At 61.2% G+C, this 20364-nt stretch carries 20 protein-coding genes, 1 tRNA gene and 1 pseudogene; 17 read left to right on the top strand and 5 right to left on the bottom strand.

The window, feature by feature from the left end:
* Nucleotides 1-124, bottom strand: a pseudogene (locus So717_RS21770) (S-(hydroxymethyl)glutathione dehydrogenase); the annotation flags it as partial.
* Between the two features lie 225 nt (nt 125-349).
* On the opposite strand from So717_RS21770, the gene So717_RS21765 reads away from it, so the two are divergent.
* On the top strand, nt 350-3769 hold the full coding sequence (locus So717_RS21765; protein ID WP_159981349.1) for an indolepyruvate ferredoxin oxidoreductase family protein: 3420 nt from the start codon (nt 350-352) through the stop codon (nt 3767-3769).
* Here So717_RS21765 and So717_RS21760 read toward each other — a convergent pair.
* Complete coding sequence (locus So717_RS21760) at nt 3711-4751, bottom strand: LacI family DNA-binding transcriptional regulator (protein WP_159981347.1); 1041 nt, start codon at nt 4749-4751, stop codon at nt 3711-3713. The genes So717_RS21765 and So717_RS21760 overlap by 59 nt on opposite strands.
* A 280-nt stretch (nt 4752-5031) precedes the next feature.
* On the opposite strand from So717_RS21760, the gene hisD reads away from it, so the two are divergent.
* From hisD to So717_RS21725, 7 genes are read left to right on the top strand one after another with little or no spacing between them, the layout of a single operon-like run.
* Nucleotides 5032-6339, top strand: coding sequence for a histidinol dehydrogenase (hisD, locus tag So717_RS21755; protein ID WP_159981345.1), 1308 nt, complete (start codon nt 5032-5034; stop codon nt 6337-6339).
* Between the two features lie 6 nt (nt 6340-6345).
* A complete protein-coding gene (locus tag So717_RS21750; protein WP_159981343.1) occupies nt 6346-7098 on the top strand; it encodes an SDR family NAD(P)-dependent oxidoreductase in 753 nt (250 codons plus the stop codon).
* Entirely contained in the window at nt 7095-8111 is a 1017-nt protein-coding gene (locus So717_RS21745) for an alcohol dehydrogenase catalytic domain-containing protein (RefSeq protein ID WP_159981341.1), read from the top strand. The genes So717_RS21750 and So717_RS21745 overlap by 4 nt, the downstream gene beginning before the upstream one ends.
* Nucleotides 8112-8145: 34 nt before the next feature.
* Complete coding sequence (locus tag So717_RS21740) at nt 8146-8550, top strand: universal stress protein (protein WP_159981339.1); 405 nt, start codon at nt 8146-8148, stop codon at nt 8548-8550.
* A gap of 53 nt (nt 8551-8603) precedes the next feature.
* On the top strand, nt 8604-9110 hold the full coding sequence (gene comD / locus So717_RS21735; RefSeq protein ID WP_159981337.1) for a sulfopyruvate decarboxylase subunit alpha: 507 nt from the start codon (nt 8604-8606) through the stop codon (nt 9108-9110).
* On the top strand, nt 9107-9661 hold the full coding sequence (gene comE, locus So717_RS21730) for a sulfopyruvate decarboxylase subunit beta (protein ID WP_159981335.1): 555 nt from the start codon (nt 9107-9109) through the stop codon (nt 9659-9661). Before comD ends, comE begins: the two co-directional genes overlap by 4 nt.
* Before the next feature lie 5 nt (nt 9662-9666).
* Nucleotides 9667-10770, top strand: a complete 1104-nt coding sequence (locus tag So717_RS21725; RefSeq protein ID WP_159981333.1) for an alpha-hydroxy acid oxidase — start codon at nt 9667-9669, stop codon at nt 10768-10770.
* On the opposite strand, the gene So717_RS21720 is transcribed toward So717_RS21725, so the two are convergent.
* The gene (locus tag So717_RS21720; protein ID WP_238841190.1) at nt 10767-11435 is read right to left on the bottom strand and encodes an SGNH/GDSL hydrolase family protein; all 669 of its coding nucleotides are present in this window, start codon (nt 11433-11435) and stop codon (nt 10767-10769) included. The two genes, So717_RS21725 and So717_RS21720, sit on opposite strands and share 4 nt — an antisense overlap.
* Nucleotides 11436-11867: 432 nt before the next feature.
* Between So717_RS21720 and So717_RS21715 the strand changes: the two genes are divergently transcribed.
* The 7 genes from So717_RS21715 to So717_RS21685 all read left to right on the top strand — a co-directional run bounded on the left by So717_RS21715 (nt 11868) and on the right by So717_RS21685 (nt 17859).
* Nucleotides 11868-13166, top strand: coding sequence for an extracellular solute-binding protein (locus So717_RS21715; protein WP_159981329.1), 1299 nt, complete (start codon nt 11868-11870; stop codon nt 13164-13166).
* Nucleotides 13167-13242: 76 nt separating this feature from the next.
* Complete coding sequence (locus So717_RS21710) at nt 13243-14124, top strand: ABC transporter permease subunit (protein ID WP_238841188.1); 882 nt, start codon at nt 13243-13245, stop codon at nt 14122-14124.
* Nucleotides 14125-14136: 12 nt separating this feature from the next.
* Complete coding sequence (locus So717_RS21705) at nt 14137-15042, top strand: ABC transporter permease subunit (protein ID WP_159981325.1); 906 nt, start codon at nt 14137-14139, stop codon at nt 15040-15042.
* A 12-nt stretch (nt 15043-15054) separates the two neighbouring features.
* A complete protein-coding gene (ugpC, locus tag So717_RS21700) occupies nt 15055-16104 on the top strand; it encodes a sn-glycerol-3-phosphate ABC transporter ATP-binding protein UgpC (RefSeq protein WP_159981323.1) in 1050 nt (349 codons plus the stop codon).
* Entirely contained in the window at nt 16101-17102 is a 1002-nt protein-coding gene (locus So717_RS21695) for an endonuclease/exonuclease/phosphatase family protein (RefSeq protein ID WP_159981321.1), read from the top strand. Before ugpC ends, So717_RS21695 begins: the two co-directional genes overlap by 4 nt.
* Before the next feature lie 260 nt (nt 17103-17362).
* Nucleotides 17363-17620 (top strand): YjhX family toxin, encoded by a 258-nt coding sequence (locus So717_RS21690; RefSeq protein WP_159981319.1) that lies wholly within the window; start codon nt 17363-17365, stop codon nt 17618-17620.
* An 80-nt stretch (nt 17621-17700) separates the two neighbouring features.
* Nucleotides 17701-17859, top strand: coding sequence for a hypothetical protein (locus So717_RS21685; RefSeq protein ID WP_159981317.1), 159 nt, complete (start codon nt 17701-17703; stop codon nt 17857-17859).
* 160 nt (nt 17860-18019) lie between these two features.
* On the opposite strand, the gene So717_RS21680 is transcribed toward So717_RS21685, so the two are convergent.
* Nucleotides 18020-18334, bottom strand: coding sequence for a hypothetical protein (locus tag So717_RS21680; protein ID WP_159981315.1), 315 nt, complete (start codon nt 18332-18334; stop codon nt 18020-18022).
* Between the two features lie 23 nt (nt 18335-18357).
* Nucleotides 18358-19134, bottom strand: coding sequence for a 23S rRNA (guanosine(2251)-2'-O)-methyltransferase RlmB (gene rlmB / locus So717_RS21675; RefSeq protein WP_159981313.1), 777 nt, complete (start codon nt 19132-19134; stop codon nt 18358-18360).
* Nucleotides 19135-19244: 110 nt separating this feature from the next.
* Between rlmB and So717_RS21670 the strand changes: the two genes are divergently transcribed.
* Nucleotides 19245-19328, top strand: a tRNA-Tyr gene (locus So717_RS21670).
* 94 nt (nt 19329-19422) lie between these two features.
* Nucleotides 19423-19767 carry a hypothetical protein gene (locus So717_RS21665; RefSeq protein WP_159981311.1) on the top strand — a complete coding sequence of 115 codons (345 nt, stop codon included), beginning with the start codon at nt 19423-19425 and terminating at the stop codon, nt 19765-19767.
* The last annotated feature ends 597 nt before the right edge of the window (nt 19768-20364 follow it).

Below are 20364 nucleotides of genomic sequence, written 5' to 3'. Positions count from 1 at the left end.
TGTGGCACAGGCCCGTCGCCTTGATCTCCACCAGAACCTCGCCCGCCCGCGGGCCCTCCAGGTTCACCTCCATAACTTCCAAAGGCTTCCCAGCAGCAACCGCAACAGCCGCGCGCGTCTTCATCATGGGCTCTCTCCTTGCCAAAATATGCAGGCCCCAGAGAAAACCGTGGCGGCTTGTTGTCAAGAGGTGCCGTCAGACAGGTTGCGCCGTCGACTTGGCAGGATTTTTCACCAATAGACCATTGATGAGATATTCTGCTCACAAAATTGCTGAACCACCCCTTATTCGCATCAATTACCACCGCAGGGCGGTATCATAGGGTGGGAGACCAGCCGGAGAAGACCGATGAGCCAGCACCCGCAGACCGACCGCAGCTATGCGCTGGACGACCGCTATACCAAAACAACGGGCCGGGTGTTTCTGACCGGCACACAAGCGCTTGTGCGGATCATGCTCGACCAGGCCAGGCGAGACCGGGCGGCAGGACTGCGCACAGCGGGGCTGGTGTCAGGCTACCGGGGGTCACCACTGGGCGGTGTGGATCAGGAGATGTGGCGCGGCGCAGACTTGCTGCGCGCCAAAGACATCCGGTTTCTGCCTGCGGTCAACGAGGATTTGGCTGCAACGGCCGTGCTCGGCGCGCAGCAGGCCAGCCTGGACCCGGCCTGCACGGTCGAAGGCGTGTTCTCCATGTGGTACGGGAAAGGCCCCGGGGTCGACCGGTCGGGCGACGCGTTGAAACATGGCAACGCCTATGGCTCCGCGCCAAAGGGGGGCGTGCTTGTGGTGGCGGGCGATGACCATGGCTGCGTGTCCTCCTCCATGCCGCACCAGTCCGACGTGGCCTTCATGGCCTGGTTCATGCCCACGCTGAACCCTGCAAGCGTCGCGGAGTATCAGGCGTTTGGCGCCTATGGCTTCGCGCTCTCCCGATTTTCGGGCACATGGGTCGGGTTCAAAGCGGTCTCGGAGACGGTGGAGAGCGGGCAATCAGTTGACCTGATACCAGACAGGGTGTTTCGCCAGCCTGATTTCACCGCGCCACCCGGCGGGCTGCATGTGCGACTGGCCGACCTGCCCTCGCCGGCGATTGAGACCCGCATCAGGGCCAAGCTGGATGCGGTGCAGGCCTTTGCCGAGGCCAACCCGATTGATCGCGCGCTCTACGGTCTGGCAAACGCGCGGTTCGGCTTCGTGACCACGGGCAAAGGGCATCTGGACCTGATGGAGGCGCTGCGACTGCTGGGCTTGGACGAAACCCGCTGTCGCGCCCTGGGCATCGACATTTACAAGGTTGGAATGGTCTGGCCGCTGGCGCATCACGCAGCACTCGATTTTGTGACAGGCAAGCGCGAGGTCATGGTGATCGAAGAGAAACGCGGCATCATCGAAAGCCAGTTCAAGGAGCATTTCTACGACTGGCCAGGACGCAAACCAGCACGGATGGTCGGCAAATACGATGAAGTCATGCGCCCGCTTGTGCCCTGGACGGGCGAGCTGTCGCCCCGCCTGTTGCTGCCGCTGATCGCGGGGCGGCTAGCGCAGTTTTTCCCGGACGAAGGGTTCATTGAAAAGGCCGCGGCGTTGACGCGGGAGGCGCCGCCGGTGCTGCGGATCGAGGGGGCCACGCGGACGCCGTATTTCTGCTCTGGGTGTCCGCACAACAGTTCCACCAAGGTGCCTGAGGGGTCGCAGGCGGCCAGCGGCATCGGCTGTCACGTGATGGCCAGTTGGATGGACCGCGAGACCGTTGGTTATGCTCAAATGGGTGGTGAGGGCGTGCCCTGGATCACCCAGTCAATGTTCAACGGCGGCAAGCACATCTTCCAGAACCTTGGCGAAGGCACCTGGTATCATTCGGGCGCGCTGGCCATCCGGCAAGCGGTGGCGGCGGGCGCGAATATCACCTATAAGATTTTATACAACGACGCCGTGGCGATGACGGGCGGGCAGCCGGTCGATGGCCCGGTGTCGGTGCAGGGGATCGCGCAGAGCTGCCGCGCCGAGGGTGTGGGTCGAATAGCCCTTGTGTCGGATAATATTGATAAGTTTCAAGCCAGTAACCTCCCGCCTGGGACTAGCCTGCATTCAAGATCGGAAATGGACAAGCTCCAGCGCGAGCTGCGGGAGGTGCCGGGCGTCTCTGTCCTGATCTACGAGCAGATGTGCGCCACGGAAAAGCGGCGCAAACGCAAGCGCGGGCAGCTGCCCGAAGCGAATCGCGTCGTGATGATCAATGAGCTGGTCTGCGAGGGGTGCGGGGATTGTTCGGTCGAGAGCAACTGCCTGAGTGTCGAACCGGTTGAGACCGAATTTGGGAGCAAACGCCAGATCAATCAATCCAGTTGCAACGCCGACTTCTCTTGCCTGAACGGTTTCTGCCCAAGCTTTGTCACGTTGGAGGGCGCGCGCAGGCGCACCACGCCGCAAACCCCAATCGACATCGACGCGCTGAGCGCACCGCTGCCCCTGCCCGACCTGCCCGCGCTTGATGCGCCCTTTGACCTTTTGGTGGCGGGCGTGGGCGGCACCGGGGTCATTACCGTCGGCGCGTTGATTTCCATGGCCGCGCATCTGGAGGGCAAAGGGGCCAGCGTGCTGGACTTCACCGGATTTGCGCAAAAATTCGGGACCGTGCTGGGCTATGTCCGCTTGGCTGACAGCCCGGATCTTTTGCAGCAGCCTCGCATCGATACAGGTGCAGCGGATGCGGTGATTGGCTGCGACGCGGTTGTGTGCTCCTCGCCCAAGGCCTCCGCGCACTATCGCAAGGGCACCCGGGTTGTGCTGAACCGCGCAGAGATGCCGACAGGCGATCTGGTTTTGCACCGCGACGCGAGTCTGCAAGTCGACGCGCGAGAGGCCGCGATCCGCGAGGTTGTGGGCGCAGGCGCGGTGGAGGCCTTCGACGCAGGCAAAGAGGCAGAGCGGCTGATGGGCGATGCGGTCTATGCCAATGTGATCCTGCTCGGATTTGCCTGGCAGCGCGGGCTGGTGCCGGTTGGGTTGGAGGCAATGCTGCGCGCGATAGAATTGAACGGGGTGAAACCTGAGGAGAATGCACGCGCGTTCGCCTGTGGGCGTGTGCTGGCGGGCGCGCCAGAGCGGTTGCCTCTTGACCCGCCCGAACCTGCGCAGTCGCTGGCCCAGATAAAGGCGAGACGCGCGGCATTTCTAACGGCCTATCAGACTGCGCAATACGCGGAACGGTTTCAGAAAACGCTTGCGCCCCTGTCGAATCTGCCCGAGGCGCTGCAGATCACAGCGGCGAAAGCGCTGTTCAAGCTGATGGCCTATAAGGACGAGTATGAGGTGGCGCGCCTGCAGTGTGACCCGGCCTTTCATCAAATGCTCGCGGCGGAGTTCGACGGACCTCTCAAACCGCGCTACCATCTGGCGACACCGCTGCTGTCTCGTCAACGCGATGCACGTGGGCGACCGCAAAAACGCAGCTTTGGGCGCTGGATGGGGTGGGCCTTTGCGGTACTCAGGCACCTGAAGGTGTTGCGTGGGACCTGGGCGGACCCCTTCGGATATCAGCAGGAGCGCAGGATCGAACGGGATTTGATCCTCTGGTTTGAAGGTGTGTTGGTGCAGGTGCCCGCCCTCTGGCAGGCTGGTGCGCAAGAGACTGTTGCCAATGTGCTCGCCGCGCCGCTTGAGATCCGCGGCTACGGCCCCGTGAAAGAGGCCGCGGCCAAACAGGTTACGGCTCGGGTTGATCGACAGCTTGCGCAGGTGGAGCCAGTGACGCACGCGGCATGAATTCGGTATGCAGTTCAACCGGACCACCGCCCTCCTCTCCGCTAAGCCGGGCCAAAAGCAGGCGTGCCGCCTCCCGCCCCATCTCGATCTGCGGGACACGGACGGTGGCGAGCGCCGGGGTCACGACCGAGGCAAGACCAATGTCATCAAAGCCGACCAGCGACACATCACCCGGCACATCGATGCCAAGCTCCCGCGCGCGTTTGAGCGCACCGGCAGCCAGCACATCATTGCCGCATATGATCGCCGTGGGGCGCGGCGATTGCGACATAATTTTCTCAAAAGCATCGCCACCGAACTCCAACCGGTATTGGGCATCCACCGCCCTGACCATCGCGGCCCCCTGTCCGAAATCATCAATGGCAGCCGACACACCATCGAACCGGTCAGCGGCACGGTCATTGCCCTGGCGCACGCCACAGATCATCGCGATGCGGCGATGCCCCAGTTCCAGCACATGTTGCGTCGCCGCGTAGCAGGCGGCTCGATTGTCAAAGCCCACATGAATCGGCGATGCGTCGGGCTGAAAGCACCAGGAGATCACATGCGGGATCCGGCGCTTTTCCAGAAAGTCGCGGGTGCTTTGGGGGCGCGCATCGCCGATCAGCATAAGCCCATCCGCGCCATGGGCCATCAACGCCTTGATCTGGCGCAGCTCCTGTTCAGAATCGTAGCCGGTGGTGGCCAGAAGAAGGTTCACACCTGCCTCTGACAACACCTCCTGAAACGCCTGCAGGCCACTGGCGAACATGGCGTTGGCCATGGTCGGAACAACAGCGCCGACGGTGTTTGTGCGGTTCGAGGCCAGCGCCCGCCCTCCGAAATTCGGGGTGTAGCCCAAGGCTTCAATCGCCGCTTCGATCTTGTCGCGGGTTGGTTTGGCAACCTTGTCGGGGTCGTTCAACGCGCGGGATATGCTGGCCGTCGACACACCGGCCAGGCGCGCGACATCTTCGAGGGTGGGAGCGGATATTTTGGTCATTCCTGTATTTATGACAGTTTCGCTCGGGAAGGCCCATAGGTTTTCGACTGAACTAGAATAACCTACTGAAACAAAACGTGCATTTTTGACTTGCATCCAGTTTTGTAAGCGCTTACATATCTTTATGAGCAGGGACGCAAGGCCAGCGCGATCCCCACTCTGAGAACGTTGCACATTGCCCAAAGCGCGCAGATGATGGTCTGCGCGGACAGCTTCGGGCAGACTGGCAAAACGAACTCAGACTTCAAATTGATCAGGATTGCGAAATAGGACCCCTGCCATGACGCGAGAGTATCTGAAAAAAGCCGAAAAGACTGCAATGACGGATGCGGGTGATGTGCGCGAGACCGTGCAGGGCATCCTGAACGATATCGAATCCGGAGGGGACGCGGCGGCGCTGAAATACGCCCAGAAGTTTGATAACTATCAGGGCAGTGTGATCCTTGGGGAGGAGGAGATCGCCGCCGCGTCCGTGTTGGTGTCGCAGAAGCTGAAGGACGACATCGCCTTTGCCCATGACAATGTGCGCCGTTTTGCCGAGGTGCAAAAATCGACCATGAGCGAAGTGGAGCTTGAGGTCGTGCCGGGGCTGATCGCAGGCCAAAAGGCCATCCCCTGCCGAGCAGCGGGCTGCTATGTGCCGGGCGGGCGCTATAGCCATATCGCAAGCGCGATCATGACGGTGACAACGGCGAAAGTGGCTGGATGCCGGCACATCGTGGCCTGCTCACCGCCTCGCGCTGGCGAAGGCATCGCACCTGCGATCATCTATGCGGCGGACCTTTGTGGTGCGGACAAAATCCTGTCGATGGGTGGCGTGCAGGGCGTCGCGGCGATGACCTTTGGGCTTTTTGGTTTGCCCAAGGCCGATATACTCGTGGGACCCGGCAACCAGTTCGTGGCGGAGGCCAAGCGCATCCTCTTCGGGCGCGTCGGCATCGACATGATCGCGGGGCCAACCGACAGCCTGATCCTGGCCGACAAGGGGGCAGACCCGTTCATTGTGGCGACTGACCTCGTGGGCCAGGCCGAGCACGGGTATAACTCACCCGTATGGCTGGTGACCGATGACCGCCCGCTTGCGGAGAAAGTGATGGAGATTGTACCAAAGCTGATCGCTGATCTGCCAGAGCTGAACCGTGCCAATGCGGAAGCGGCCTGGCGCGACTATGCCGAGGTGATCCTCTGCCCGAACCGCGAAGAAATGGCCGCCTGTTCCGACGACTATGCGCCCGAGCACCTGACCGTGCAGGCGGATGACCTTGAGTGGTGGCTGGAAAGGCTGCAATGTTATGGCTCGCTCTTCCTCGGCGAAGAGACAACGGTGGCCTTTGGCGACAAGGCCTCCGGCACGAACCATGTGCTGCCAACGTCGCAGTCGGCGAAATACACCGGTGGGCTGTCAGTACACAAATATATGAAGATCGTGACGTGGCAGCGGGCCACACGCGAAGGCTCCCGGCCTGTGGCCGAGGCCACGGCGCGCATCTCGCGGCTGGAGGGGATGGAGGGGCACGCACGCTCGGCGGATGCGCGGCTGCATAAGTACTTCCCCGAAGAGAACTTCGACCTCTCGGCGATGGACTGATCGGGGATGCCGCCGCTGTTTGACGTCTCGGGCAAGACCGCCTGTGTGACCGGGGCCAGCAGCGGCCTCGGACGGCGAGCAGCCCAGGTACTGGCCGAGGCCGGTGCCCGGGTGGTCGGGCTGGCCCGGCGGGCAGATCAGCTGTCGGAATGGCAGCAAGAGACAGATGGCAAGACGGCGACCGTGGCGGCGGACCTGTCGGACCGTACGGCTCTGCGCGGCATCGCCGTGGCGGTTACTGCTCCGTTTGGGCCGGTGGACATCCTGATCAACGCGGCGGGCATCAACACCCGACAACACGCGGATGAGGTGACCGATGAGGGCTGGGACGTGACGCTGAACCTGAACCTCGCCGCACCGTTCTTTCTGGCGCAACAGTTGGTGCCGGGCATGAAGGAGAAAGGCTGGGGCCGGATCGTGAATTTTGCCTCATTGCAGTCCCGTCGGGCCTTTGCAAACGGCATCACCTATGGCGCCTCAAAAGGCGGGGTGGAGCAGATGACACGCGCCATGGCTGAGGCGTGGTCGGGCGACGGGATCACCGCGAATGCGCTGGCCCCCGGCTTTTTCCGCACCGAATTGACCGGCCCGGTCTTTGCCAATGCGGAACTGGCACAGCGGAACGCGGATCAGACCTGCATCGGGCGCAACGGCGAACCCGCAGACCTCGACGGCCCGCTGATGTTCTTTTGCTCGCCGGCGTCCAATTACGTGACCGGGCAAACATTGTTCGTAGACGGGGGGTTCACAGCCAAATGAAAGCACTCGTCTACACCGGGGTTCAGGAACTCACGTATCTGGACCGCCCGATGCCGCAGGTGGGTGACGGCGAGGTGCTGGTCCGCATCGAAGCCTCCGGCATCTGCGGCTCGGACATGCATGCTTATCTTGGGCATGATGATCGCCGCCCTGCCCCTCTGACACTTGGGCATGAGGCCGCCGGGGTTGTGGTCGGCGGGCCGGAGGACGGGCGGCGCGTCACAATCAACCCCCTGGTTGCATGCCAAACCTGCGATTTTTGCAACAGCCATCGCGAAAACCTGTGCCAGCGACGCCAGATCATCTCCATGCCACCACGCGAAGGAGCCTTTGCCGACTACGTGGCGATGCCACGGCACAACCTGATCACCGTGCCGGATCACGTGCCCTTGGCCAAAGCCGCCTTGGCTGAGCCGATTGCCTGCGGGTGGCACGGGGTGCGGCTGGGGCGCACGACATTGGGTGGCACGCTCTCCGGCGCCCGGGCGGTGGTGATCGGCGGCGGTGCGATTGGCGTGGGTGCCGCTCTGTCGCTGGCAGCCCAAGGGGCAGACGACATCACGCTGGTCGAGCCGAATGAGACCCGGCGCGCGCGCCTTGCCGATGTGGCTGGCTTTGAAGTCTGTGCTCCAGGTGAGCCCGCGATGCCCGCCCCGGGCTCCGCCGATATCGTGGTCGACGGCGTCGGATATGCGGGCACCCGCGCCAGCGCCAGCGCCCTGGCGCGCCCGGGCGGGGTGATCGTGCATATCGGCCTGGGCGAAGCGAACGGCGGCCTCGATATCCGCCGGATGACGCTGCAGGAAATCACCTTTATCGGGACTTACACGTATACAGCACAGGATTTTACCGACACGGCGGCCGCGATCTTTGATGGGCGCCTCGGACAGCTCGACTGGGTCGAAAAGCGGCCTTTGTCGCACGGCCACGCCGCGTTTCAGGACATTCGGGCCGGTCGCGTTGCAGCCCCCAAAATCGTGTTGACGCCGGAACACGGGCCAGCGGAAACTTGAGGTTCCACCAAACTCTGCACAAAGGACAGCCACCATGCACAAGAAAATCATTGTCTCGCTCGCCCTCGATCATGGAATCAGCCAGGAGGCTTTGGCCATGGCGCGGCATCTCAAGGGCGATGACGGCGAGATCCACGCCGTGCATGTGCATGAGACCCCCAATAGCACTGTCAACGCCTATGTCGCCGAAGATGTGATGCGACAAGCCATTGATGCGGCGCAAGAAAAGCTGAAAGCCCGCGTTGCGGACACGCCAGATGTGGAACCGGTGATGCTGCACGGCTCACCCGGCCAGGCGCTGACGGAGTACGCCAAGAAGATCGGTGCTGACTGTATCATCGTGGGCTCTCACAAGCCGGGGTTGAGCGACTTTTTCCTGGGCTCGACCTCATCCCGTGTGGTGCGCCACGCGCCCTGCTCCGTTTACGTCATACGTTAGAAACGTCTCACAAAGCGCTGATAAGTAAGCGCTTCATCAGAAGGAGGACATAGGTGTCCATCAGTAGCAAGATCGTGGATGACGTCGTCGCCGCGGGCATCGAGTTCGTCACGACAGTGCCCTGCAAGCAGCTGGCAGGGGTCATCGACGAGGTCGAGGCCCGCCCCGAGATCTATCACATCCCCTCCAACAAGGAGGATGAGGGCATGGGGCTTTGCGCCGGGGCCTTCATGGGCGGCAAGAAACCCATGATCATCATGCAGAACACCGCCATCGGGGTGACGATCAACACGTTGGTGACACTGACACAGTTCTACCGGATGCCGCTGCCGATGCTGATCTCCTACCGGGGGGAGCTGCGCGAGCCGGTCGCCTGCCAGGTGGAGATGGCGGTGCACACCAAGGCGCTGCTCGACCAGCTCCTGATCCCGACCTACCACTTCCACAAGGAAGCGGACGCCGACGAGCTGCCGGAAATCCTGAACTACACCTTCATGTGCAACAAACCTGTGGCGATCCTAACGGATGCGTCCTTCTGGGGAGGCTATGGCGACCAATGATCCGTTCCGAGATTCTGAAAGAGATCGCCCCGATCCTGCGCCACCAGCTGGTGGTCTGCAACATCGGCATTCCCAGTCAGGAGCTGCACGCCATCGACGACCAGCCCAGCAATTTCTACATGCTGGGCACCATGGGGCTCGCCTCCTCCATCGGGCTGGGGCTGGCGCTGGCGCAACCGAAACCGGTGGTGGTGATCGACGGCGACGGCTCCATCCTGACCAACATGGGCACGCTGCCGACCATCGCAAACAATGTGGCCAAGAACTACATTCTGATGATCATCGACAATGGATCCTATGGCTCCACCGGCGATCAACCGACCTACACCGGCAAGAAGACCTCGCTGGCGAAAGTGGCCGAGGCCTGTGGTTGCGAGCGGGTGGTGGAATGCCAGGATGTGGATACTGGCGCTGTGCTGCAAGAGGCGCTCGACAGCGGTGAGATGACGATCATGGTGGTGAAATGTGACAGCGGCAACGCCAAGATGCCCGTGATCACCATCGACCCAGTGGTGATCCGTGACCGCTTCATGAAAGCGGTGCAGGCCTGATCCCCTTGGGAGGGGCGAACGCCATCCACTCTTATGCCGACGCGCGACGGGAGGCGCGCCGTCGGCTGCCGTGGATGGTGTTCGACTATATCGACGGGGCGGCGGGTGAGGGTGTTGCGGAAGCGCGCAATCTCGCCGCCCTGCGTGAGATCGAACTGCAGCCGCGCGTGTTGGTCAATGTGGCCCAGCGCGATCTGAGCGTGCCGGTTTTCGGGCACGCGGGCCGCGCGCCTTTCGGCATCAGCCCCATGGGCCTGTGCAACCTCTCGGGCCCGGGTGCAGATCTGATGCTGGCGCGGATTGCCGCGAGGTATCAGGTGCCGCACGGGGTGTCGACTGTCGCCTCAACCGCGATGGAGCGGATCATCGAGGAGGCCGAGGGCCACGCCTGGTTCCAGCTCTATTTCAGCGGCGACGGCACCGGCACCACCAAGCTGGTCGAGCGCGCGAAGGCGGCGGGCTACAAGACCCTTGTGATGACGCTGGACGTGCCCGAGGTCGGGCGGCGGCCGCGGGAATTGCGGCGGGGGTTCAAGATGCCCTTCCGGATTGGCCCGGCCCAGTTCCTCGACTTTGCGCTGCACCCGCGCTGGTCCATCTCCACCTTGCTGGCGGGCGCGCCGGAGTTGGCGAATTTCAAGATGCCAGGCTTTGACTTCGACCGGACAGAGAGCCGTGCCGCCGCCGATTGGGACTTTCTGCACCGTCTTCGGGATCAGTGGGACGGTCACCTGGTCGCCAAGGGTGTGAGCCATGTGGGGGATGCGGAGCGATTGAAGGCCGGGGGTGTCGACGCCATTCAGGTGTCCAGCCACGGCAGCAGACAGCTTGATTCAGCCCCACCGCCGATCTTGGCCCTGCGCGCCATACGCGAGGCCTTGGGCCCGGACTATCCGCTGTTCTACGACAGCGGGTTGCGGTCAGGCGAGGATGTGGTCAAAGCCTACACCATGGGTGCCGATTTCGTGTTCTTTGGCCGCGCGCTGCAATTCGCCATAGCCGCCGGTGGCGAAGCCGGGCTGGCGCGGTTTTGGGATCTGATCATGCAGGAGGTCAGCCTGACACTCGCCCAGATCGGCCAGACCCGCCTGCCCTCTGCCCGGCTCTAGCCGTCGATGACGTTCACGATCCGGCGCGCAATGGCCGCACTCGCCTTCTTGGACGGGTGAATGCGATCAAGCCCGTGGTAAGACCGGTCACCATGCGGCACCAGATCTTGCAGAGAGACAAAGTGCACCCCGCGATCCGCCTTGGCCATTTGCCCCAGACGCCGCTCCAACTCGTTCCCCTCGTTCCGGCAGTGTTCAATGATGGAATTCACACCGGGGCTGCGCAGATAGCCCACATAGATGACCTGTGCGCCCGCTGCCCTGATCCGGCGGACCATCTTGGCGATCTCGCCCTGCTGGCCGTCCGCTGTGAGCATGCGGTTCATCTTTTTGTCGCATCTTCTGCATCCGCACCCCAGCCACAGATCGTTGCCGCCGCCGTTGATGATGACCCAGTCCCAGTTGCCGGGCACATATTGTTTGGAGATGTTCATGCCCATCGCGCCCGTGATCGGCAGATGATAAAGCACGCGCGCGCCCGCCACGGACCGATCGATGACCGGCTCGCGCAGCATCTGTTCGACACCATCGGCGATGCCCTGATCATCACCGGCATGCCAGGCCATCATCGAGTCGCCCATGGCGAGAATGCGGGGCGTCTCCCCCTTCGGAATGGTCTCGCCACAGCCCGCCAGAATGAAAAGAAGTGCACTCAATTGAAGCATCAATCGCCGCATGTCACCGTCGCTTTCTCAGAGGTATTTGAATCGAAGAATTTCTATTGCCAGACTACGGGCGTGAGACAGCCAAGCCGTTAATGACCCCCGCAATCGCCACTCGAAAACACTGCAAAGTTCACTAAAATTTTAAGCAGTGGCACCCGTTGGGCCGCACAGGCGCACAGAATGTCACCGCAGACCACACGCGCAGCGCGAAGTGCAAAAAGAGCGCTCCGGCCCGTCATATAACTGTCATCCGAAGTCTTTAGCTGGGCGCCTGTGCGGGGCCAGAATCAACGCCGTTGCTACCATGGCAACAGGCGGCTATCGTCTGGGGTACACCGTTGGCTGCCGCACATGAACACTGCGCCGCGCTGGCGGGTCGCAGGACACCTGAACGCGCGTCTTGCGCAACGACATGGGCTTTGGGAGAAAGACATGAAAATCATAAAAATTGCTGCGACAGCAGCGTTTGGCCTCACAGCCACGGGGAGCTTTGCGGAAACAGAGATTACCTTCTGGCACGCGATGGGCGGCCAACTTGGGGAAACCGTGAACCAGGTGGCGAAGGATTTCAACGCCAGCCAGGATGACTACAAGATCACGCCTGTCTTCAAAGGGTCGTATGAAGAAACGCTGACCGCAGGCATCGCGGCCTTCCGGGCCGGCGAGCAGCCCAACATCATTCAGGTCTTCGACGCTGGTGCGGCCACCGTGATCGGTGCCGCGGGCGCGGTTATTCCCGTGGAAGACCTGCTGGAGCAGAACAAGCTCGACTTCGACATCAACGACTACATCGCGGGCGTGCGCTATTTCTATGCGGATGCGGATGGCAAGATGATCGGCATGCCGTTCAACTCCTCCACACCCATCATGTACTACAACCAGGACGCACTTGATGCAGCTGGCGTGACCGCCCCCAAAACCTGGGAAGAGTTTGCCGAAGTCACTGGCCCCGCGCTGAAAGAAGCAGGCTACATCCCGCTGAGCCAGTCGCACCTGCCTTGGATCTTCACCGAGAACTTCTTCTCGCGCCACAACCTGCAGTTTGCGTCAAATGACAATGGCTACACCGGCAACGACACCGAGATCATGGTGAACCATCCGGCGATCAAGGCGCATTTCACGGCCCTGACCGAGTGGAAAGAGGCGGGCCTCTTTGAATGGTATGGCACCGGCTGGTCCGACAACCAGGATCCGTTTGAATCCGGCAAGGTGGCCATGTGGCTGGGCTCATCCGGTTCCTTTGGCGGCATTCAGGACCGTGTGGAGTTCAACTTCTCCGCGACCATGCTGCCCTACTGGGAAGCCGTGACAACCGAACCAACGCAGACCTTCATCGGCGGTGCGGCGCTCTTTGCCATGTCCGGTCACGACGATGCAGAGAATGCGGCAGCTGCGGCCTTCTTCGACTTCCTCGCCTCGGCAGATACGCAAGTCATGTGGCACAAGGAAACCGGCTATGTTCCGATCACCGAAGCGGCTTATGAACTCGCGGCCAAGCAGGGGCACTACGAGGAGTTCCCGGCTGCCGAAGTCGGCATCCAACAGCTCAGCCTGCCCGGTGGTGACTTCACACGCGGCTATCGTATGGGTTTCTACGTGCAGATCCGGGACGTGATGAACCGTGAGTATGGTCGCATCCTGACTGGCGAAGCCTCGGTCGACGAGGCCTTCGAGAACATCGAAACCGAAGCCAACGACCTGCTGTCGCGTTTCGCGCGCACCCAAGGCTAAGCCCTCGACTTGAGCGGTGGCCCGGCATATGCCGGGCCATCGTTGCATTTACAACTGGGTAGGGGGGGACCAACCCGTGAAACGCGCCGCCTTCGGACAGATCGGCTTTCCGATCCTGCTGTTGATCCCGCAATTGGTGATCATCGCCATCTTCTTCTATTGGCCTGCGGGCTACGCCATCCAATCCTCCTTTTACCTGCAAGATCCCTTTGGCTTTGGCTCGACCTATGTGGGCGTGGACAACTACACGCGGCTGACCACGTCACGCACGTATCTCTCCAGCTTCTGGTTCACGGTGATCTTCACGACGCTCGTCACCTTCTTCTCACTGGCCATCGCGCTCTTGCTCGCCGTGAAGGCCGATAAGGTGATCCGCGGGGCCAAAACCTACCGCACGCTGCTGATGTGGGTCTATGCCATCGCCCCGCCCGTGGCCGGGCTGATGGGCGTGATGCTTTTTGATCAGTCACGCGGAAACATCACGCAGTTGCTGTCGACCTTCGGCTACGACTACCGCCTCGGCGTGAACTACTGGGATACCGCCGCCGCGATGATCACCGTGTCGATCTGGAAGCAGATCCCGGTGAACTTCATCTTCTTCCTCTCAGGCCTGCAGGCGATCCCGAGATCGGTACGCGAAGCGGCGATGATCGACAACGCATCGGGGACCAGCCGGTTCTGGGACATCACCTTCCCGCTGCTGGCGCCGACCGGCTTTTTCCTGCTAATCATCAACATCACCTACGCGCTTTTCGACACCTTCGGCATCGTCGACACGATCGTGAAGGGGGAGCCGGGCAACAACCCGATGACCCTCGTCTACCGGGTCTTTGTCGATGGCTTCCGGGGCGGCGATCTGGGCGGCTCCTCTGCGCAATCCGTGGTGCTCATGGTGCTCGTCCTCATCCTCACCGTCGTGCAGTTCCGCTTTCTGGAACGCCGCATTCACTACACGTAAGGAGGCAGGCTCATGGCAGATATCACCGAAAGCCGGATTGCAGCCCAATCCACCGCCCACCCCGCCAAGCGGATCAAATGGGAGGCTGTGGGCGACCACGCCATCCTGATTGCAGGCGCCCTGCTGATGCTGGTGCCGGTCTATATGATCTTCGCCTCGTCGAGCTGGAATGACATCACCCTGCACCGCGAGGGCCTGCAGTTCGGCTTCTCCGACGATATGGCGAACAATTACAACGCGGCCCTCTTTGAATACGGCGGCTTCACCGACAGCGTGAATGGCGTGACGATGCTCGCCAACTCGCTGATCCTCGGGATCGGCTTTGCCATCGGCAAGATCATCGTGGGTATGATGGCGGCCTATGCCATCGTCTACTTCCGCCTGCGCTTTGCCACGCTGGCGTTCTGGATGATCTTCACCACGCTTCTCCTGCCGCTGGAGGTGCGCATTCTGCCCTCCTACGAGGTGATCACCTGGATGAACCTCGGCAACACCTATACCGGGCTAATCGTGCCGCTCATCGCCTCAGCCACGGCGACGTTTTTCTTCCGGCAGTTCTTCATGTCCGTGCCTGAGGAGTTGATTGAGGCAGCGCGCATTGATGGCGCGGGGCCGGTGAAATTCTTCATCGATATCCTCGTGCCGCTCAGCCAGACCATGATCGCGGCGATGTTCATCATCATGTTTGTCTTCGGCTGGAACCAGTACCTCTGGCCCACGCTGATCACCACGGATGAGAGCCTCTTCACTCTGGTGCGTGGCATCCGCCAGATCATGCAGGCCTATTCCGATGGCTCCACAACCCCCGAATATGGTGAGGCCGCAGCGCTTGCGATCATCGCCATGACACCTCCCGTGCTGGTGGTGGTGTTCTTCCAAAGCTGGTTCGTCAAGGGCCTCACAGAATCCGATAAGTAAGGAGCCAGTTTCATGGCAAAGGTAAAACTGGACGGGGTGCGCAAGGTCTATCCCAATGGCGTGGAGGCGGTCGAGCCCTGCCATGTGGACATCCCCGATGGGGAATTGGTGGTGCTGGTGGGCCCCTCGGGCTGTGGCAAGTCCACGCTTCTGCGCATGGTCGCCGGGCTGGAAGAGATCACCGACGGCACACTGCACATCGGTGACACTGTGATGAACGACGTGGAACCGGCCAATCGCAACATCGCCATGGTGTTCCAGAACTACGCGCTCTACCCGCATATGACCGTAGCCAAGAACATGGGCTACGGGTTAAAGAACCGTGGCCTCCCCAAAACTGAGATTGCGCAGAAGGTGGCTGAGGCCGCCAAGATGCTGAACCTCGAAGACTACCTCAACCGGCGCCCCAGCCAGCTCTCGGGTGGCCAGCGGCAGCGGGTGGCCATGGGCCGTGCCATCGTACGCTCGCCTGAACTGTTCCTCTTTGACGAGCCGCTGTCGAACCTCGACGCCAAGCTGCGCAACCAGATGCGCATCGAGATCCGCGCCCTGCAACAACGTCTCGGCGTGACGGCCATGTATGTGACCCACGATCAGGTCGAGGCGATGACGCTCGCCGACCGCATCATCGTGCTGAACGCGGGCCGGATCGAGCAGATCGGCACACCCGCCGAGATCTACAGCCAGCCCGCCTCGACCTTTGTGGCGAGTTTCATGGGCGCGCCACCAATGAACATTTTCACCGGCACCAGCGACGGGCAACAGGCGACGCTGGATGGCGGGCTGTCGCTGAATGGCGCCGGGGCCCCAAGCCAGACCGGCAAAATCCAGATCGGCATCCGCCCCGAGGACGTGGCGCTGGACCCAAGCGGGCCCCTGCCCTTCGAAGTTGATATTGTCGAGGAACTGGGCGCGCATCGGTTGCTGCATGGGCAGCTCAGCGGGCAGCCGTTCTCGGTCAGCTTGAACAAGGACGAACCCGCCAGCACCGGGCCCACTAAGATCGCTTTGAAGCCCGGGGCCGTGCATTTCTTTGATGCTGAGGCCGGGCGCCGCTTGTGACACAACTCTATGATCGGCTGCAGGACGTGACGGAGAGCCAACGCGCGGCGATCTTCAGCAGCGCGCGCACCTCTGACGCCCACGCGAAGCTAATGCGGGACATCCCTGCGATGACCGGCCTTGAAGTGGGCGGTGGTAGCCCCAGGACCCGCCTGCCTGCAGACATCACTGTGGCCGCCTGGAACCTCGAACGCTGCCTCTATCCCGAGAAGAGCGCGGCTCTGTTGCAAAGCCACAGCGTACAAGTCGCGCTGGTCAGCGAGGTCGACAGCGGCATGGCGCGCACAGGCCAGCGCAACACCCCTGCCGCGATGGCCGAGGCCTTGGGCATGCACTATGCCTTTGGCGTGGAGTTCTACGAGATGGACCTCGGAGGCGAGACGGAACGGCACTTTTGCAAAGACGATTTCAACGAGAGCGGCTGGCACGGCAATGGCATCCTCTCCGCTGTCCCGTTTGAACGGCTGACCCTGATCCGGTTGGACAGGGAAGGCCATTGGTTCACCGGCGGTGCAGGCGACACGGGCCAGCCGCGCATGGGAGGGCGCATGGCGGTGGCGGCGGTGCTGCCGACCGAGGGCGGGCCAATCTGTGTGGTCTCAACCCATCTGGAGAGCAATGCGCAAGCACCACATCGGCACGCAGAGTTTGCCCGGCTGCTGGTTGAGGTCGAGGCCTTTGCAGGGGATATGCCAGTGCTGATCGGCGGCGACCTCAACACCGGCAATCACATGCCGCCGGAGTTTGACTGGCGCAAAGAGACGCTTTTTGCACTGGCGGAAGCGCAGGGCTACGACTGGTCGATGACCCCCGAGGGCACAACCACCCGGCCCAGCCATATCACCCCGCATCCGGACCGCAAGATGAAGCTCGACTGGTTTTGTCACCGCGGTCTGCACGGCGCAGATGGCGCAATTGTGGCCGCAATGGACCCCGACGGAACACCGCTCTCGGATCACGAATGCATCACCGGTCGGATCACCCTGCGGGCCTGCTGAGCGCCGCCGATGCCCTCGTGACCCGCAAGACACGGGATCGCCCTGCCCTGCCGCGCGCAGATCACCCTGACTTGCCATGACACGGTAGACCCCCTAAATCATGCCTACGCCCCGCAGATCTAAGCGGACGATGGAGCTTTTATGTCTACGACAGAGACCCGGCGCTGAGGTCCAGAGAGCTGGACCACATTGAGCCAAAGGGACGTCCGCGCGCGAGGCCGGGCGCCTGATCTGCTGACATAAGCTCATGAGACATTCCAGTGAACATCTCAAAACACGAACAGCGTGTTCTGCACGCGCTGGCCCAGGGTGGTGCAATCCACTTTGAACGGCTGCCCAACGGCAAAGTCCACAAGGTCTTTTGCGTCACACGCGACGGCCACGTCCTGACCGACTGCACTCTGCCTCTGTTCGACCGCCTTAAAAAGCGCGGTTTCATCAAGTCGAAACGGGGCCAGCCCTACCGCGCGACACGGGCCGGGATCACCGCCGTGCGGGCACAACTCGACAATCGCTGAAGGAGTTAAAAAAATGACATCCATCGAGATTCAGGACGCGCAGGTCGCTGACCTGGCCGATCTGCCCGAGATTACACGGCATGGGGTACAGGCTGCTGATCGTGGACACATCAGGGACAGAGGCCTTTGATGACACGCGCCGGTTCTATGCGAAGAACAGCTACGCCACAGAGGCCAAGATCAGAGGGTTCTGGGCCGACGGCGACGACAAGATCATCTTTGCAAAACGCCTGCGGTGAGGGGGGGCCGCCCGGCTTGCCTCCGCTCGAACGTCAGTGTCGTTTGGTACAGCCCTCTTCGAAGAGAGGGCAGGTGCAAAGATCCTTCAATTGAGGACGCGTAGTGTTCACGTCGATAGCCCCAAGTGTGTCTTGCCTTGCGGATAAAAACCAAGCGGGTTCAATCAAAGATATCCTCAATGACGTCAAAGGCTTCCTCGAACAGTTGGCGCATCAGCCCTTTGCGCTTCTTCTGCGGCTTATGTCGTTTCTTGGTCTTCTTGTATTTGACACGGTGCTGATCAGCCGCGCTTTGGCGGATTGCCGAGGGGCGCACGAGCTCCACCTTGCCCGGATGATGCTCCGGCAGACGTTTCATCTCGTGCAGCGGCGCCCCACAACGAGAACAGGCCAACTCATGCCGGTTCCGGCCCAGTGTCAGTGCTGCCCGGGTGCCGCAATAGCAGCAAGTCGCAATTTTTGTCGTCTGGGCCATCTCGCCCCTCTCGCTCGGGCAGGTCAGCCCACTGGTCTACTCGCATATAAGGCTATTGCCGCCGCATTCGAGACGTTGAGCGACCCGAATCCGCCCCGCGCGTCAATCCGCACAAGTGCATCGACCGTCTCCTTGGTCTTGGCGCGCAGGCCTGGACCCTCAGCGCCCAACACCAGCGCCACTGGCCGCTCCCGTTTGCCCTCAAGCGCGTCCTCGATCGTCTGATCGGCCTCCCCGTCGAGACCCAGCACCAGATATCCCATGGCCTGCAAATCGGTGATGGCGTCAGCGAGGTTGCGCACGCGCACGTAGGGCTGCCGTTCGAGCGCACCGCTCGCCGTCTTCGCCAAGGCTCCGGTCTCCGGTGCGGAATGATGCCGCGTGCCAATCACGGCAGACGCGCCCAGAACCTCGGCAGAGCGTAGAATGGCCCCCACATTGTGCGGATCGGTCACACGATCGAGCAGGATCACCCGGGGCGAGGCTGGCCCGATACAAACCTGCTCAAGCGGCCCCCACTCCAGCGGTTTCACCTCAAGCGCCGCCCCCTGGTGCACCGACCCAGGGTCAAGCGGCGCGGAAAAGCGGCGCGGATCCACAACCTCAGGCGTCATATCGCTTTCGGCAATGGCCTCGGCGAGTTTGGCCTGCGCGTTGAGCGTGACCACCAGCCGCAACTTTTGTCGGGCCGGGTTCTGCAGCGCATCGCGCACCGCATGCAGACCAAAGAGCCAGACCGTTTCGCGACCTTGTGCCTTCTTGTCCTGCTCTTTCTGCACAACCCACTTGGGTTTTTTCATCCGCCCGATCCTGCCTTTTGATGTCCTAAAAAGGGTGTGATTTCGCCTTGACGCTTCACAGCACCGCTTGTAATCACGCCTTTACTGCGGGCGCAACACTCCCGCTGTGTGGGCGACAGGCCGCAAGGTGTGGCAGGGGACTGTAACTCCCTCGCGGAGACGCACGCCTGGTTCGATTCCAGGGTCGCCCACCATTCACTCTACACAGTTGATTTTTATATACTTTCCCTCTATTGAGGGCGCTGAAAGCCCTATTTTTCGATACAATCAGGCCGATTTTCGATACAAATGCCCAGTGAGAAGAAGCTAAAATACCTAAAGATCGACCGTGGCAGATACTACTACCAGCGCCGTGTACCAGACCAGTTTCGGGAGTTATTGGGCATCTCAAAGTGGCAGATGCCATGTGGTGATGTCAGCTACGCCAAGGCTGTTCAGCTTGTTGTCAACTGGGCCGAAGAACAAGACGACTTGCTAGCCAAACTCAAGACACCTGAAGGCTACGATGCCGTTGAAGTAGCAGTGCTGCGGTCGGATGATTTGGCACACCAGGCCGTGGTGGAGCGACTTTGTGGAACACCAGCGCACCTGGCAGGCGACCAGCTTGTTTCGGGCAAAGACTTACCCAAGTAATGGGGACATGCGCTTGAAGAAGTCAGCAAACTGGATGAATACCACTCGAAGGCCAAGGCTCCAGAGCATGAAGTTCTCCAGCTATGTGCAAAAATAGAACATGCAAAACGCGGTGGACCCAAGCTAGCCTACCTTCATGCATTCTCCTTCTCAAAACTCGTGAGAAGCGTAACAGGATGGTTAGTAAGTTTCGATAGGGGTTAATGATAATCCTGTTAACAGTGATATATGGGCCAGGATTTCACGTGGAATGGAAGCAATTGAGAAGCTCAGAACCGACCGTTTTTGAGACTCTTCGCCTTACACTCATCGACTTGCTCATCGGCCAATGTCATAGGTGGGTTATTCAATTTAGTGGCGAGTAGTTTGAGATGGGCATTGATCGGGTTGAGGTAAAGAAATTTCTCAAGGACTGGGCAAACACCAAGTCGAAGCCTCATTTTGCAGTATTGATCGAAGGTCGTTGCGTCTGACCTGCTGCCCTTGAAGTCCGCGTTTATTAGTTAGCTCTGTTCAGGGTTTGGTCCTCTCTTGACCGTCTGTGATACTCCCGTGGGGCGAGCCCGTCGAGGCTCGAGTGTGGGGGGTGATGATTGT

This window comes from Roseobacter cerasinus (assembly GCF_009811755.1).
GTDB lineage: Bacteria > Pseudomonadota > Alphaproteobacteria > Rhodobacterales > Rhodobacteraceae > Roseobacter > Roseobacter cerasinus.
This window is presented reverse-complemented; position numbering and strand designations above follow the sequence as displayed.

Bases quoted from the DNA above. Each gene is read 5' to 3' on its own strand.
- So717_RS21765 (WP_159981349.1), top strand. From the start codon at position 350: ATGAGCCAGCACCCGCAGACCGACCGCAGCTATGCGCTGGACGACCGC.
- So717_RS21760 (WP_159981347.1), bottom strand. From the start codon at position 4,751: ATGACCAAAATATCCGCTCCCACCCTCGAAGATGTCGCGCGCCTGGCC.
- hisD (WP_159981345.1), top strand. From the start codon at position 5,032: ATGACGCGAGAGTATCTGAAAAAAGCCGAAAAGACTGCAATGACGGAT.
- So717_RS21750 (WP_159981343.1), top strand. From the start codon at position 6,346: ATGCCGCCGCTGTTTGACGTCTCGGGCAAGACCGCCTGTGTGACCGGG.
- So717_RS21745 (WP_159981341.1), top strand. From the start codon at position 7,095: ATGAAAGCACTCGTCTACACCGGGGTTCAGGAACTCACGTATCTGGAC.
- So717_RS21740 (WP_159981339.1), top strand. From the start codon at position 8,146: ATGCACAAGAAAATCATTGTCTCGCTCGCCCTCGATCATGGAATCAGC.
- comE (WP_159981335.1), top strand. From the start codon at position 9,107: ATGATCCGTTCCGAGATTCTGAAAGAGATCGCCCCGATCCTGCGCCAC.
- So717_RS21720 (WP_238841190.1), bottom strand. From the start codon at position 11,435: ATGCTTCAATTGAGTGCACTTCTTTTCATTCTGGCGGGCTGTGGCGAG.
- So717_RS21715 (WP_159981329.1), top strand. From the start codon at position 11,868: ATGAAAATCATAAAAATTGCTGCGACAGCAGCGTTTGGCCTCACAGCC.
- So717_RS21705 (WP_159981325.1), top strand. From the start codon at position 14,137: ATGGCAGATATCACCGAAAGCCGGATTGCAGCCCAATCCACCGCCCAC.
- ugpC (WP_159981323.1), top strand. From the start codon at position 15,055: ATGGCAAAGGTAAAACTGGACGGGGTGCGCAAGGTCTATCCCAATGGC.
- So717_RS21685 (WP_159981317.1), top strand. From the start codon at position 17,701: ATGGGGTACAGGCTGCTGATCGTGGACACATCAGGGACAGAGGCCTTT.
- So717_RS21680 (WP_159981315.1), bottom strand. From the start codon at position 18,334: ATGGCCCAGACGACAAAAATTGCGACTTGCTGCTATTGCGGCACCCGG.
- rlmB (WP_159981313.1), bottom strand. From the start codon at position 19,134: ATGAAAAAACCCAAGTGGGTTGTGCAGAAAGAGCAGGACAAGAAGGCA.
- So717_RS21665 (WP_159981311.1), top strand. From the start codon at position 19,423: ATGCCCAGTGAGAAGAAGCTAAAATACCTAAAGATCGACCGTGGCAGA.